At 45.9% G+C, this 14,854-nt stretch carries 10 protein-coding genes; 6 read left to right on the top strand and 4 right to left on the bottom strand.

Annotated elements, in window-relative coordinates:
- Positions 1-1,278, top strand: a complete 1,278-nt coding sequence (locus ACZ43I_RS06695) for a bifunctional folylpolyglutamate synthase/dihydrofolate synthase (RefSeq protein ID WP_344702778.1) — start codon at positions 1-3, stop codon at positions 1,276-1,278.
- Positions 1,279-1,294: 16 nt separating this feature from the next.
- Here ACZ43I_RS06695 and ACZ43I_RS06690 read toward each other — a convergent pair whose 3' ends face one another.
- Complete coding sequence (locus tag ACZ43I_RS06690; protein ID WP_344702780.1) at positions 1,295-2,674, bottom strand: YfcC family protein; 1,380 nt, start codon at positions 2,672-2,674, stop codon at positions 1,295-1,297.
- 157 nt (positions 2,675-2,831) lie between these two features.
- On the opposite strand from ACZ43I_RS06690, the gene ACZ43I_RS06685 reads away from it, so the two are divergent.
- Positions 2,832-4,247: a YfcC family protein gene (locus tag ACZ43I_RS06685; RefSeq protein ID WP_344702782.1), complete on the top strand. Its 1,416-nt coding sequence runs from the start codon at positions 2,832-2,834 to the stop codon at positions 4,245-4,247.
- Between the two features lie 37 nt (positions 4,248-4,284).
- Here the strand turns inward: ACZ43I_RS06685 and mscL are convergent, their stop codons facing one another.
- A complete protein-coding gene (gene mscL / locus ACZ43I_RS06680; protein WP_344702784.1) occupies positions 4,285-4,653 on the bottom strand; it encodes a large conductance mechanosensitive channel protein MscL in 369 nt (122 codons plus the stop codon).
- Between the two features lie 221 nt (positions 4,654-4,874).
- On the opposite strand from mscL, the gene ACZ43I_RS06675 reads away from it, so the two are divergent.
- On the top strand, positions 4,875-6,455 hold the full coding sequence (locus ACZ43I_RS06675) for a glycine betaine uptake BCCT transporter (RefSeq protein ID WP_344702786.1): 1,581 nt from the start codon (positions 4,875-4,877) through the stop codon (positions 6,453-6,455).
- A gap of 173 nt (positions 6,456-6,628) precedes the next feature.
- Positions 6,629-9,334 carry an aconitate hydratase AcnA gene (gene acnA / locus ACZ43I_RS06670; protein ID WP_344702787.1) on the top strand — a complete coding sequence of 902 codons (2,706 nt, stop codon included), beginning with the start codon at positions 6,629-6,631 and terminating at the stop codon, positions 9,332-9,334.
- A 45-nt stretch (positions 9,335-9,379) separates the two neighbouring features.
- On the opposite strand, the gene ACZ43I_RS06665 is transcribed toward acnA, so the two are convergent.
- Both ACZ43I_RS06665 and plsY read right to left on the bottom strand, forming a co-directional pair.
- Entirely contained in the window at positions 9,380-9,658 is a 279-nt protein-coding gene (locus ACZ43I_RS06665) for a HesB/YadR/YfhF family protein (RefSeq protein WP_344702789.1), read from the bottom strand.
- Between the two features lie 14 nt (positions 9,659-9,672).
- Positions 9,673-10,257: a glycerol-3-phosphate 1-O-acyltransferase PlsY gene (plsY, locus tag ACZ43I_RS06660; protein ID WP_344702791.1), complete on the bottom strand. Its 585-nt coding sequence runs from the start codon at positions 10,255-10,257 to the stop codon at positions 9,673-9,675.
- Positions 10,258-10,471: 214 nt separating this feature from the next.
- Here plsY and parE point away from each other — a divergent pair, with 214 nt between their 5' ends.
- A complete protein-coding gene (gene parE, locus ACZ43I_RS06655) occupies positions 10,472-12,451 on the top strand; it encodes a DNA topoisomerase IV subunit B (protein ID WP_344702793.1) in 1,980 nt (659 codons plus the stop codon).
- Complete coding sequence (gene parC, locus ACZ43I_RS06650) at positions 12,444-14,852, top strand: DNA topoisomerase IV subunit A (protein ID WP_344702795.1); 2,409 nt, start codon at positions 12,444-12,446, stop codon at positions 14,850-14,852. The genes parE and parC overlap by 8 nt, the downstream gene beginning before the upstream one ends.
- Positions 14,853-14,854: the final 2 nt, after the last annotated feature.

Raw genomic sequence — 14,854 nt, 5'->3', positions numbered from 1 at the left:
ATGGAATATCAAGAAGGATTGAATTGGATCCATGATAGGATGAAGTTCGGCATCAAACCGGGTGTAAAACGCATGGAATGGATGCTTAAACAGCTTGATAATCCTGAACGGAACATCAATGGGATCCATATAGTGGGAACGAATGGTAAAGGATCCACTGTGGCCTATATGCGGAATGCCTTAAACCGCAATGGTTACTCTGTGGGGACTTTCACTTCCCCCTACATCGAAACATTCAATGAACGAATATCAATCAACGGCCATCCAATTACCGATGAACAGCTTGTTGAACTGATCGAAATAGTGAAGCCCATAAGCGAAGAATTGGAAAGAGAAACCGATCTTGGTACTGCGACTGAGTTTGAAATCATTACGACGATGATGTTCGTCCATTTCGGTACCATTCAACCAGTCGATTATGTACTTGTTGAAGCAGGACTCGGTGCGAAAAAAGATTCTACGAACGTATTCAATCCCATTCTGACAGTGTTGACAAGCATAGGCCTTGATCATACCGCCATCTTGGGAGATACATTGCTTGATATCACAAAAGATAAAAGTGGTGTGATAAAGCCAGGGGTTCCTTTAGTCTTCAGTATCAAAGATGATGTTTCCAGGGATTATATCCATAAAATCCTTGAAGAGAACGATTCAAAAGGGATCGAATTGAATCGGGATATCATCCTCATCCCCGAAAACGGCGAGTTCCAATTCCAGTACGGGCACTATGATTTCCAGGACCTCAAGTTGAGCATGCCAGGCAGGCACCAGAAGGAGAATGCCTCCCTTGCGATTGCAGCACTCATTGAACTATACGAAAGGAACCAGGTCAATATCGACTGCAATCTGTTGATACAAGGTATTGAAGAGACGGTTTGGCCAGGCAGGATAGAAGTGGCGTCGACCGAACCTTTAATCATTTTGGATGGTGCCCACAACAATGAGGCCGTCGATGCATTGGTGAATACTATGGCGAAGGAATATCCGAATAGGGATATCACTGTCCTGTTTTCTGCAATAGAAGGTAAGCCGATCGATACGATGATCGAAAAACTGGAATCGATTGCTGATTCCTTCAACGTCACTGAATTCGATTTTCCAAAAGCCTTGGATAAAGAGACGGTATTCGAGAAAGTCCAGCATCCGGTAAAGGCCGTGGTTGACGACTATAAAGCATTTCTGGACACGTTTGATGGAGATATACTGCTTGTTACCGGCAGTTTGTACTTCATCAGCGAAGTTAAGCAGAAGTTAAACAAAAACGACGATAATCAATGATTATCGTCGTTTTTGTTTAGAAAGGTCCGTAATTAATCCATAGACTGATGACCATGAAAAGGGCACTTGCCACCACCCAACTCAACATGATGGGCCAAACGAACCTCAACCATTTCTCATAGGGGATGTTCGCGATGCTTAAACCGGCCATCAAAATCGCGGACGTTGGAAATAAGTAGTTGGAAAGCCCGTCGCCCATCTGGAAGGCAAGGACAACCGACTGTCTGGAGATGCCTACGATATCCCCAATCGGTGCCATCAGCGGGATGGTCGTAGCTGCCTGTCCAGAGCCAGAAGGTATAAAGAAATTGAGAATGAATTGCGTGAGAAACATTCCAACTGCAGCAATTGTAGCCGGCAGCCCGTCCAAGACAGAGCTTACAGCATATATGACTGTATCGATGATGGTTCCATCTTCGAGTATCAGCAGGATGCACCGGGCAAGGCCGACTATCAGTGCGCCGAAGGTCACTTCTTTGGCACCTTTGATGAAATCTTCTGCAATCATATTAGGCGTATTGCCCCCGACAAGACCGGATAGTATCCCCATTGCAAGGAATATTGCTGCAAGGTCGGTCCCGGTGGACCAACCTTTTACCACCCCGTAGATGATCAGGCCGAATCCAGCCAGGACGATGACCAGCACTAGAGCATGCCTCATCGTAAATGTTTTGAACGAATATGTTTCCTGATGATTTGATTGCTCCAAAGCATAGACATAGCTTTTGGTCTTATCGTGCTGGACACGTTTACCATATCTGTAGACGAAGAATGAGGCGATCGCGACAAAGATGAGTTGTATGATAATCCTATAGAACATACCAGAAAATAAGGGGAGTTCCGCAATCTCCTGTGCCACGCCGACTGTAAAGATGTTCATAAAGCCTCCGGCAAATCCCGAGGCAGCTCCGAGAGCCACTATCGCCATGCCCGTCATCGCATCCATGCCGAGAGAGCGGGCAAGTAGGATTCCCATTGGAATGAAAATTAGCGTAGATTCAGCCATACCGAAAGTGGCGCCTCCCAAAGAAAATATCAGCATGGTGAGGGGGATGAGTATTATTTCACGATCTTCAAGTAAAGAGACAACTTTGCTGATGCCAGATTCTATCGCACCAGTGCCGTTTATCATGCCGAAAGCACCGCCTATCAGAAAGATCAGGAAAATGATGCTGCCGGCATCCATCATGCCAGCTGGAATCACGCGGAAAATTTCGGTCCATTCAACTGGCGTCTGTTCAGTAAAATGAAAAGAATCGCCATCGACTACAAGGGTCCCGTTTTCATTTTCATAGCGTTCATATTCCCCAGCCGGGATAATATAGCTCAAAACCATCGCTAAGATGACAATAGAGTATATAAGTACAAATGCATGGGGCACTTTGATATATTTCATGGCTATCTCCCATCTATTTTATTCATCTATAATTATACGGTATGGAAAATCTATGGCAATCATTTTATTAATTATTTAGATTATTCCTACAAATTAATCTTTTAAAAACTGCGATTAACTGTATAATAGATGTATAAAATCGAGAGAGGAGATTTATATGAGCAACGACAGAAACGAGCCGTCAGCGCCGGCACCAGGATTTAGGTTCCCACATACTTATGCAATTTTATTTGCGGTGGTGATCATTGCAGCCGTCCTCAGTTATGTTGTGCCAGCAGGTGAATTCGAGCGTGTGGAAGTGGGCGAACGAACTGAGGTTGTACCGGGGAGTTATTCAGGGGTTGAACAGAGTCCTGTGACCTTCTTTGAACTCTTCAAGGCGATTCCAACAGGGCTCATCGACGGTGCCAGCATCATTTTCTATATATTTCTCGTCGGTGGTGCTTTTGGAATTGTCCGTGCTACCGGTGCCATAGAAGCTGCCATCCAAAAAGTCATGGTGGCAGTTAAGGGGAATGAACGATTGATGATTCCAGTCATCATGTTTGTCTTTTCCGTTCTGGGCTTCTCAACCGGAATGTCTGAGGAAGCGATCATCTTTGTGCCGATCGGCATCGTTCTTGCAACTGCTCTAGGATATGATGCAATGGTGGGGACTGCGATAGTGACTTTGGGTGCCGCTTCAGGTTTCATCGGCGGTATGCTGAATCCATTCACTGTAGGGATCGCCCAGGAGATTGCTGAGCTTACCATCTTTTCTGGGTGGCAGTTCAGAACAGTCATCTATCTGCTGGTGCTTGGTGCCGGCATCCTGTATGTCATGCACTATGCAAAAAAAGTGAAGAAGGATCCCGAAAAGAGTTTAGTCTATGAAGAATCCAAAAGGGGACAGGTCAACTTCACAGAAGATGTGATGAACTTTGAAGAGTTGAAGAAGAGGCATATTTTCATACTGCTGACTTTTACTGCCGGTATCATCATCAACGTCTACGGGATTTTTCAGCATGGCTGGTTCCTGACCGAACTCTCCGCCAACTTCTTCGTCATAGGCCTTCTGGCAGGTCTCGTGAGTGGCATGAGGATAAATGATATTTTTGATGCATTCATAGATGGCATGAAGCTGGTTGTCTACGGCGCCATCATCGTTGGGTTTGCCCGCGCCATTGTGGTGGTCCTGGAGTCAGGTGTCATCATTGATACGATCATCCACGGCATGAGCAGTATACTGGATTTCCTTCCGCCATCCATCACAGCCCTTGGTATGCTGGTCATTCAAGTCATCATCAACTTCTTCATCCCGTCCGGCTCCGGACAGGCGATGACTACGATGCCGATTATGACGCCCATTGCCGATCTACAGGAGATCCCAAGGCAAGTGGCGGTTCTTGCATATCAATATGGTGATGCAATAACCAATACCATCATTCCAACTTCCGCCTCATTGATGGGTGTGCTTGCAGTATCTGGCATCCCGTATCTGAAATGGGTGAAATTCGTTTGGAAGATTACTGCATTATGGCTCTTTATCGCCGCATTGGCACTTGTGGCCGCTACGATGATCGGAATATCCTAAAAAAGGCCGATCTTAAAAGATCAGCCTTTTTATGCAATCAGGATTTTAAAGAGTCATTCTTCAGGGAATCCCGTATCTCCCTCAAGAGCACAATCTGTTCATCTTCAGCCGCTTCTTCCACGAAACGGTTACGGGTTAATGTATTGACCACTTTAACGAAGATGAAGATTGCTGCACCAATGATGATAAAGTCGATGATGGCTTGGATGAACACACCATAGGTAATACCTTTATAAGCCCATTCAGAAGTGAAATCTGTGTTTCCGAAAATCAGGGCGATGGAGGGCATGATGATGTTCTCGACAAGTGCTGTGACGATTTTACCGAACGCTGCCCCAAGCACCACTGCAACAGCCAGGTCGAGGACATTGCCCCTGAGCAGGAAATCTTTAAACTCTTGCCACATGTGGATTCTCTCCCATTCAATTTATTTAAGGACATAGATAATACTACAATACAGACAAGAAAGTGCAATATGTTTTCAAAGGTTTTTTATATAGCAATCGATAATTTAAAGTATAAGGTGGTTTGCTATAATCAACAGTGTATGATAACATGAATAATTGTTTTGTGGGCTGCATTACTGAAAGTAAGCAGCACGGATGAAATATCCAGAGGAGGAATTACATGAGAGAAAAGGAAAAAGTCCATCTGACCCCCGTGTTTTGGATTGCATTGGCTATTGTTTCCGTACTCGTATTGTATGGAGTATTCTTTTCCGATAGTTTTGAATCGGTGACGGGTACAATCCAGGGATTTATCACAAGTAACTTCAGTTGGTACTATGTATCGCTAACAACGGTATTTATCGTATTTTGCCTTATTTTTGTATTCACGCCGATGGGCCAGATTCGGTTGGGTAAACCGACAGAAAAACCGGAATTCAGAACAATATCGTGGTTTGCGATGCTGTTTAGTGCCGGTATGGGTATCGGTCTTGTATTCTGGGGGGCGGCTGAACCGATCAGTCACTATTTCACCCCTCCAACAGCAGAACCTGAAACCGACCAGGCATTGAAGGAATCATTACGCCGGACTTTCTTCCACTGGGGCTTCCATGCATGGGCAATCTATGCAGTAGTGGGGCTTGCCTTGGCATTTACCCAGTTCAGACGCGGTGAACCGGGACTTATTTCAAGGACCTTGAAACCGATCCTCGGCAAACGTGTCGAAGGACCGCTCGGTACAGCCATTGATGTGCTTGCAGTTTTTGCAACAATTGCAGGTGTAGCGACTTCACTTGGTCTGGGAGTAATGCAGATCAACGGCGGATTGACTTATTTATTCGGTATACCGAATAACATCTATGTACAGATACTTATCATTGCAATCATCACTGTCCTATTCATGTGGAGTGCATGGTCCGGATTATCGAAAGGCATCCAGTACTTGAGTAATGCCAACATGGTACTTGGAGGCATTCTACTGATCTTTACACTCGTCCTTGGGCCTACTGTCCTTATATTGAATATGTGGACTGATACATTCGGTGGCATGATCGGCAATTTCGTCAATATGAGTTATGACGTTGCACCACTGGATGGCGCAAAGAATGATTGGCTTGGCAACTGGACCCTATATTATTGGGGTTGGTGGATGAGCTGGAGCCCATTCGTAGGGATCTTCATTGCACGCGTATCGAGAGGCCGTACAATCAGGGAGTTCGTGTTGGCAGTAATGGTTGGACCAGCCGTCCTCAGCTTCTTCTGGTTCAGTGTCTTTGGTGTAACAGCAATAGATTCAGAGAGGATGAACGGAGGCTTCTCCGAACTGGCGACCGAATCAGTGTTGTTTGAAATGTTCAATAACATGCCACTCGGCATGGTCGTTTCTCTTGTAGCAGTCATGCTGATCGGTACTTTCTTCATCACTTCGGCCGACTCTGCTACATTCGTTCTCGGAATGCAGACGACCAATGGTTCATTGACACCACCAAACCGAGTCAAAATAATTTGGGGATTTGCACAAGTATTGATTGCGATCGTCCTTCTCATGGGCGGGGGACTCGGAGCACTCCAAGCCTCAGCAATCATCTCAGCTTTCCCATTCTCCATCATACTGATACTGATGATGGTGGCCACCTACAAGGATGTGGCGCAAGAACAAAAGGCGCTCAGCTTATACTTCAAAGAGGATTATGAAGGTACAAAATATGAGAAAATGATGCGCGAGTACGAAAAAGAACAAGATAATAATAATAGGGATTAATATATTGTTATGATTATGACCTGGAGAGATAAGTATTACTTATTGCTCTAGGTCATTTTTTTGTATCACGATTATTGATGAATACATGGTGCTGGCGTTTACAACCATTATGTAAAGATATACAATTGATATGAACGGTCTTACGACTGGAATATTAATAGGGGGCTATTAACATGAGTCAGAACATTAGTGAATCAGCAAAAAAGTCATTCACTGTCGACGGCAAAGATTATAATTACTACAGCTTGAAGACTTTGACTGAACAAGGCATGTCAGAAACTCACAAACTGCCATACTCGATAAGGGTATTGCTTGAATCTGTATTGCGCCAATATGACGGTAGCGTCATTAAAGACGACCATATCAAATCATTGGCGACATGGGATCAGGGCAGCAACAAAGGCAAAGAAGTGCCATTCAAACCATCCCGTGTCATCCTTCAGGACTTTACAGGTGTGCCTGCGGTAGTGGACCTTGCATCTCTCAGGAAAGCGATGGATGATGTCGGCGGCGACGGCCAGAAGATCAACCCTGAAGTACCTGTTGATCTTGTCATCGACCACTCTGTACAAGTTGATGCATACGGCACTGAAAACGCGCTTGAGCTCAATATGGAACTTGAGTTCGAAAGGAACCAGGAGCGTTATGAGTTCCTTCACTGGGCGACTAAAGCATTCGATAACTATAAAGCTGTACCACCAGCCACAGGTATCGTGCACCAGGTCAACCTTGAGTACTTGGCGAATGTTGTCCATGTGAAAGAAGATGGCGAAGAGATGATTACGTATCCGGATACTCTAGTCGGTACAGATTCCCACACAACCATGATCAACGGTCTTGGTGTACTCGGTTGGGGTGTCGGCGGAATAGAAGCAGAAGCTGGAATGCTTGGACAGCCATCCTACTTCCCAGTACCTGAAGTGGTCGGAGTCCGTTTGACGAACTCGCTTCCAGAAGGAGCGACTGCGACGGATCTGGCGCTGCGTGTGACGGAGCTGCTCCGTAAGCAGGGTGTGGTCGGTAAGTTCGTTGAGTTCTTCGGTCAAGGTGTGCCTGCATTACCGCTTGCAGACCGTGCCACAATTGCGAACATGGCGCCTGAATATGGTGCAACTTGTGGTTTCTTCCCAGTAGATGAAGAAACACTCGACTACATGAGGCTGACAGGCCGCAGCGAAGAGCATATTGAGATTGTAAGAGCGTATCTCAAGGAAAATGACATGTTCTTCAATCCGGAGAACGACCCAGTATACTCTGAAGAAGTGGAACTTGACCTTTCTACTGTAGAACCTGCGCTTGCCGGACCAAAACGTCCTCAAGATCTTATCAACTTGTCTGATATGAAAGATTCATACAGGAAATCCGTAACCGCTGAAAGCGGCAACCACGGTCATGGCATGGAAGAAGGGGAGTTCGACAAGAAGGCGACCATCAATTTCAAGGACGGCAGGAATGTAGACATTAAAACAGGTGATCTGGTCATTGCCGCAATCACTTCATGTACAAACACTTCCAACCCGTACGTAATGCTTGGTGCTGGTCTTGTTGCCAAAAAAGCAGTTGAAAAAGGGCTAGAAGTCCCTTCATACGTAAAAACATCATTGGCTCCTGGTTCAAAAGTCGTGACAGGTTATCTTGATGACTCAGGCCTTCAGGAATACCTCGACCAACTTGGGTTCAACCTTGTCGGTTACGGCTGTACAACATGTATCGGTAACTCTGGACCATTGCTTCCGGAAATCACAGAAGCGATCACAGAGAATGATATGCTTGTAAGTTCTGTATTGTCCGGTAACCGTAACTTCGAAGGGCGTATACACCCGCTCGTTAAAGCGAACTACCTTGCTTCACCACCGCTGGTCGTAGCCTATGCCCTTGCAGGTACAGTAGATATCGACCTCCGCAATGAGCCGCTTGGTAAAGATAAAGAAGGCAATGACGTTTTCATGAAAGACATCTGGCCATCCACTCAGGAAGTGAAGGATGCAGTCATGAGCAACGTCAGTCCTGAACTCTTCAGGAAAGAATATGAAAGAGTATTTGATGCTAACGAAATCTGGAACAACATTGAAACAACAGATGAGCCGCTCTATGATTTCAATCCAGATTCCACTTACATCCAAAACCCTTCATTCTTCCAGAATCTCTCAACAGAGCCAGACAGCATAAAGTCACTGAATGGACTGCGCGTACTTGGCAAATTCGGAGACTCAGTCACAACAGACCACATTTCACCAGCAGGGGCGATCGGTAAAGATACGCCGGCCGGAAAATGGTTGATTGAACAAGGCGTTTCACCACGCGATTTCAACTCCTACGGTTCACGACGCGGTAACCACGAAGTGATGGTGCGCGGTACATTCGCCAATATCCGTATCCGCAACCAGATCGGACAAGGTAAAGAAGGCGGCTTCACGACGTACTGGCCAACAGGCGAAGTGATGAGCATCTATGATGCAGCCATGAAATACAAAGAAGACGACACTGGTCTCGTAGTCATTGCTGGAGACGACTACGGCATGGGCTCAAGCCGCGACTGGGCTGCCAAAGGAACGAATCTGCTCGGCGTTGAAGCGGTTATAGCAGCAAGCTATGAACGTATCCACCGTTCAAACCTCGTCATGATGGGTGTATTGCCACTCCAATTTGTAGATGGCGAAGATGCAGAAGCTCTTGGACTGGACGGCAGTGAAACATTTGATATCCAAGTAGATGACAATGTCATGCCTGGACATGTTCTTGATGTCACTGCAACTAAAGAATCCGGTGAGAAAGTGGCATTCAAAGTGAAAGCACGCTTCGATTCTGATGTTGAAGTTGATTATTACCGTAACGGCGGTATCCTACAGCTCGTACTTAGGAATAAACTGAAATCCTAAGATTATAGAAATAAAAGCATCCCATCTCTTCGAGATGGGATGCTTTTATTTAAGGTTGAATATGACTTCTTCATCCTCGAAATCAATCTGGAGCTCAGCGTCTTCAAAATACCAGAAATCGGCTTCCTTGATGAAGACTTGAAGTCCTTCGTATTCGAATATTTTACTGTCTGGAGGAATCTGATCGACAGTGAGTGCGGGCGAGAAGCCTTGTTTCAACTGCGTTTCTCCTCCGTACCTTACATAAACGTTTACACCTTGGCCCTCATCAGGATCCATTTCATCTTTCATCCATTCGACTGCACGGTCTGTAACTTCCAACATGATGCCACCTCCTGCTACATGAATGTAATCTTCGATTCTGTACCATCCATTATACGCTTGATGTTTGACGAATGTCTAACGACAATGACCACCATGATGATGAACGAAAAGGCAATAAGAAGATAATCCCGAAAGACGATTGACAAGATAAAGAAGACGATGGCACTGATGATGCTTGAAAGAGATACATACTTACTTAATTTTAGGGTGGTGAGAAAAACAGTGAGCAGGATGATGAATAGAACAGGGTTATAGGCCAAGACTGCTCCTGCGCTTGTCGCGACAGCTTTACCCCCTTTGAATTTCAGGAAGATGGAATAGACATGGCCAAGTGCTGCGGCAAGCCCAGGGATGAAGACATGCATATCCGTATCGACCAGTATGGCAATCAAAACAGGGAGTGCTCCTTTGAACATATCCAATAAAAGGACGACGATGCCTGCCTTCTTCCCTAAGATCCTAAAAGTGTTTGTAGTTCCAATATTTCCACTGCCATGCTCCATTAGGTTGATTTTATAAAACCATTTGCCGATTAAAAGACTAAAAGGAATTGCTCCTATGAGATAGCTGAAGATCAGGAGTATCATATTGATTTCCATCTAAAATCCCCTTTTGTTATCAGGTACTAACAGTTTACCATATAAATTTAATTGGGTATAATAAAATATAGTTTACTATAACTTTATTATGTAAACTAATATAGTGTGACAATGGTTGTCCTGGACCAATTAGGGTTGCAATCATTTAAGTTTTGTATAAAAATAGAACATGAGATAAAAATAACGAACGTATGTTTGTGGGAGGAAATCTGATTTGACGAAACGAAATACTTATACAGATGAGTCGATTCAAATACTTGAAGGGCTGGATGCTGTAAGAAAACGCCCCGGCATGTATGTCGGCTCAACCGACTACAGGGGCCTGCATCACCTGGTCTATGAAGTGGTCGACAATGCAGTAGATGAAATCATCAATGGCTATGGCGACGCAATAAATATTAAAATAAATCCTGATGAGAGCATTACAGTACGTGATAATGGAAGGGGTATGCCAACAGGCATGCATGCTTCTGGCAAGCCCACACCGGAAGTTATCTTCACGGTGCTCCATGCCGGTGGGAAATTCGGATCCGGCGGCTACAAAACTTCAGGCGGCCTCCACGGCGTCGGAGCATCTGTAGTGAATGCGCTGAGTGAGTGGGTGAAGATCAGGATATTCCGCGATGGCAAAGTACACGAAATGTCATTCAAAGAGGGCGGAAAAGTCGATCGTGCGCTGGAAGTGACAGGCAACACTAAGGAAAACGGAACTGAAGTCACTTTCAAACCCGACCGTCAAATATTCCAGAGTGGGACCACGTTCCACTTCGAAACAATCATGGAGCGGATGCGTGAGTCGGCCTTCCTTGAAAAAGGCCTTGAAATTACAATTGCAGACAAGCGGCCCGATGAACCGATTGAAGAAGTCTTCAAATATGAAGACGGCTTGAAAGCGTTCATTGAATTCCTTAATGAAGGCAAGGATTCCATAGGTGATGTTGTCGTATTTTCAGGAGAGTACGATGGCATTTTGGCTGAGGTGAGCTTCCAGTATAATGACCAGTACGCAGAAACGCTCATCTCATTCGTCAACAATGTCCGCACGAAGGACGGAGGTACACATGAGATTGGCTTCAAAACCGGTTTTACGCGGGCATTCAATGAATATGCCCGAAAAATCAATGAGTTGAAGGATAAAGATAAAAATCTCGAAGGAAACGATATCAGAGAGGGGCTCACTGCCATCATCTCCATCAAAATCCCTGAGCACCTGCTCCAATTCGAGGGCCAGACAAAAAGTAAGCTCGGGACAAGTGAAGCGAGAAATGTGATGGAGTCATTGATAAGCGAACACCTGCCTTATTATTTTGAAGAAAACGGTACGCTCAGCACACAGCTTGTCAAAAAAGCCGTGAAGGCACGCAATGTACGTGAAACTGCGAGAAAAGCCCGTGAAGAGGCACGTAACGGTAAGAAACGTAAGCGGGACACCTTGCTGTCAGGTAAACTGACACCGGCACAGAGCCGCAACGCCAAAAAGAATGAGTTGTATCTGGTGGAGGGGGACTCTGCCGGTGGATCCGCCAAACAGGGCAGAGATCGAAGGTTCCAGGCAATCCTCCCGCTCCGCGGCAAGGTCATCAATACGGAACGGGCGAAGTTTGAGGATATATTCAAGAATGAAGAAATAAATACAATCATCCATACCATCGGAGCCGGTGTCGGTACCGAGTTCAAAGTGGAGGATACAAACTACGATAAAATCATCATCATGACGGACGCAGATACAGACGGGGCACATATACAAGTGCTGCTGTTGACATTCTTCTTCAACTATATGAGGCCGCTTTTTGATGCTGGCAAAATCTATATCGCCATGCCTCCGCTTTTCCAATTGAAGAAAAAGACGAAGAAGAAAGAAGATGTCCGCTACGTGTGGACCGAGGATGAGTTGCTGGAAGCACAAAAAGACATGGGCAAGGGCATTGAGCTCCAGCGCTACAAGGGGCTCGGTGAAATGATGCCTGAACAGCTCTGGGAGACGACTATGAATCCTGAAACAAGAACGCTGATACAAGTCGGCGTCGAGGACGAAGCGCTTTCCCTCAAGCGTGTCACGACACTTATGGGTGATAATGTTGAATTGCGGCGTAAATGGATTGAATCGAATGTCAGCTTCACGCTGGAAGATGCAGACAGCATCCTCGAAAAAGACGGCACTAAACTGGGTGAAAGTGGTGATTTGAATGACTGATCATGTTCAGCAGCTCCAGCTTGAAGATATAATCGGAGACCGTTTTGGACGCTACAGTAAATATGTCATACAAGACCGTGCGATTCCAGATGTGCGGGATGGTCTGAAGCCGGTTCAGCGGCGTATACTCTATGCTATGTATAAGGAAGGCAATACGTCCGAGAAAGGATTCAGGAAAAGTGCCAAAACCGTCGGTAATGTTATCGGTAATTACCATCCGCACGGGGATTCAAGTGTCTATGAGGCCATGATCCGGCTGTCCCAGGAATGGAAGATGCGAGAAGAACTGATTGACATCCACGGCAACAAGGGGAGTGTTGATGGAGACCCGCCTGCAGCGATGCGTTATACGGAAGCGAGGCTTTCTGAAATATCCAATGAAATGCTCCGGGACATCAACAAAAATACAGTGCAATTCATCAATAACTTCGATGATACAGAAGTGGAGCCTACGGTACTGCCTTCGAAGTTCCCAAATCTTCTTGTCAATGGCTCAACCGGCATATCGACAGGCTATGCGACCGATATCCCTCCACATAATCTGGAGGAAGTCATAGATGCGACATTAAAGGTCATCGATAAGCCGACTGTTTCGATAGACGAACTGATTGATATCGTCAAAGGGCCTGATTTTCCGACAGGTGGCATCGTCCAAGGCAGAAATGAACTGAAGAAGGCATACGAAACAGGCCGGGGGAGAATCGTCGTCCGAAGCAAAGTCAGGACTGAGACGTTAAGAAGCGGACGCATGCAGATCATCATCGAGGAGCTGCCGTACGAGGTGAATAAAGCAACCCTTGTCAAGAAAATGGATGAGGTGCGCGCGGACCGCAAAGTTGATGGTATCCTTGAGGTGCGGGATGAGACGGACCGGGAAGGACTGCGGATCGTCATTGAAGTCAGGAAGGAAGCCAACGTTGAGGGAATCATAAATTATTTCTATAAAAAGACCGATCTGCAAGTCTCCTATAATTTCAACATGGTAGCCATCAGCGACCGTGCGCCGAAACAGCTTGGCTTAAAAGAGATACTAAACAGCTACATTGCGCACCAGAAGGAAGTCATTCTGAACCGTTCCAATTATGAGCTTGGAGAAGCGGAAAAGAGAATCCACATCATAGAAGGCCTGATGCGGGCCTTGTCCATTCTCGATGATGTCATCCGCGTCATCAGGGAATCGAACAACAAACGGAACGCCAAGGAAAACTTGGTTGAATCTTTCGGCTTTACCGATGCTCAGGCAGAAGCGATTGTCATGCTCCAGCTATATCGCCTGACGAATACAGACATCGTCCAGCTTGAGACGGAACACAGTCAGCTTGATTATACGATCAACCAGCTGCGTGAAATTATCGCAGATGAAAAAAAGCTCTTGAAAGTCATTAAAAAAGAACTGAGGGACATCCGTAAACAATATGGTTCCATGAGAAAAACCGTCATCGAAGATGAAATCGAAGCGATTGAACTGGAAAAAGAAGTGCTCGTCCCCAAAGAAGATGTGATGGTGTCACTGACCCGTGAGGGCTATGTGAAACGTACGAGCTTGAGAAGTTATCAGGCGAGTGCGAAAGAAGAGCTTGGTATGAAGGAAACGGACGAAGTCTTGTATGCTAGACAAGCCCATACACTGGAAAACCTTGTCGTCTTTACGAATCTCGGCAATTATATGATCATTCCGGTGCATGAACTGTCAGACATCCGGTGGAAGGATAATGGACAACACCTGTCAAACCGCTTCAAAATCGCGGCTGAAGAATCTCCAGTGGCTGCCTTCACCTTCGAGGCATTCGATGCCGGTCTGGACATCATATCAGTAACGCAGAATGGTCAGATAAAACGGACCGGCCTTGAGCTTTATGAAGCTTCCCGCATAAGACGGCCAATTTCAGGTATCAGCCTGAAAGGAGATGACCGGGTGGCATCAGTGATGGTGGCTACTAAAGGCACAGAGGAGATTCTGCTGTTGACTGAAAAAGGCATGTCGCTGAAGTATCCGATATCTGAAGTGAATCCTGTCGGTTTGAAGGCGCAAGGGGTCAAAGCGATTCAACTGAAGCAGGATGACAAGCTGGCGTTTGCCGGACTCATTACAACTGAGCGTCATATAGTCAGTGTATCCCAGCGCGGGGCGGTCAAACGGACAAGTCTCGATGCGTTCGACAATGGCGCCAGAGCCCAAGTCGGCACTGCATTATTGAAGGAAATAAAATCAAAGCCCCACCGCATTATAGGGGCTAACCTTGTCGAAGATAATGTGGAAATCACCCTTGAGTCCGAAAAGGATGCCTTTAGATTGGATGCCAAATCAATCAGACTCAGCGGCCGCTACGCCAATGGATCGTTCGTTGTCGATGAAGATACATTCGGCGAAGTGGAGCGGGTGAAATTCAAAAATGTTTGAAT

The sequence above is a fragment of the Salinicoccus jeotgali genome (assembly GCF_055379195.1).
This window is presented reverse-complemented; position numbering and strand designations above follow the sequence as displayed.

Bases quoted from the DNA above. Each gene is read 5' to 3' on its own strand.
- ACZ43I_RS06695 (WP_344702778.1), top strand. From the start codon at position 1: ATGGAATATCAAGAAGGATTGAATTGGATCCATGATAGGATGAAGTTC.
- ACZ43I_RS06690 (WP_344702780.1), bottom strand. From the start codon at position 2,674: ATGAAATATATCAAAGTGCCCCATGCATTTGTACTTATATACTCTATT.
- ACZ43I_RS06685 (WP_344702782.1), top strand. From the start codon at position 2,832: ATGAGCAACGACAGAAACGAGCCGTCAGCGCCGGCACCAGGATTTAGG.
- mscL (WP_344702784.1), bottom strand. From the start codon at position 4,653: ATGTGGCAAGAGTTTAAAGATTTCCTGCTCAGGGGCAATGTCCTCGAC.
- ACZ43I_RS06675 (WP_344702786.1), top strand. From the start codon at position 4,875: ATGAGAGAAAAGGAAAAAGTCCATCTGACCCCCGTGTTTTGGATTGCA.
- acnA (WP_344702787.1), top strand. From the start codon at position 6,629: ATGAGTCAGAACATTAGTGAATCAGCAAAAAAGTCATTCACTGTCGAC.
- ACZ43I_RS06665 (WP_344702789.1), bottom strand. From the start codon at position 9,658: ATGTTGGAAGTTACAGACCGTGCAGTCGAATGGATGAAAGATGAAATG.
- plsY (WP_344702791.1), bottom strand. From the start codon at position 10,257: ATGGAAATCAATATGATACTCCTGATCTTCAGCTATCTCATAGGAGCA.
- parC (WP_344702795.1), top strand. From the start codon at position 12,444: ATGACTGATCATGTTCAGCAGCTCCAGCTTGAAGATATAATCGGAGAC.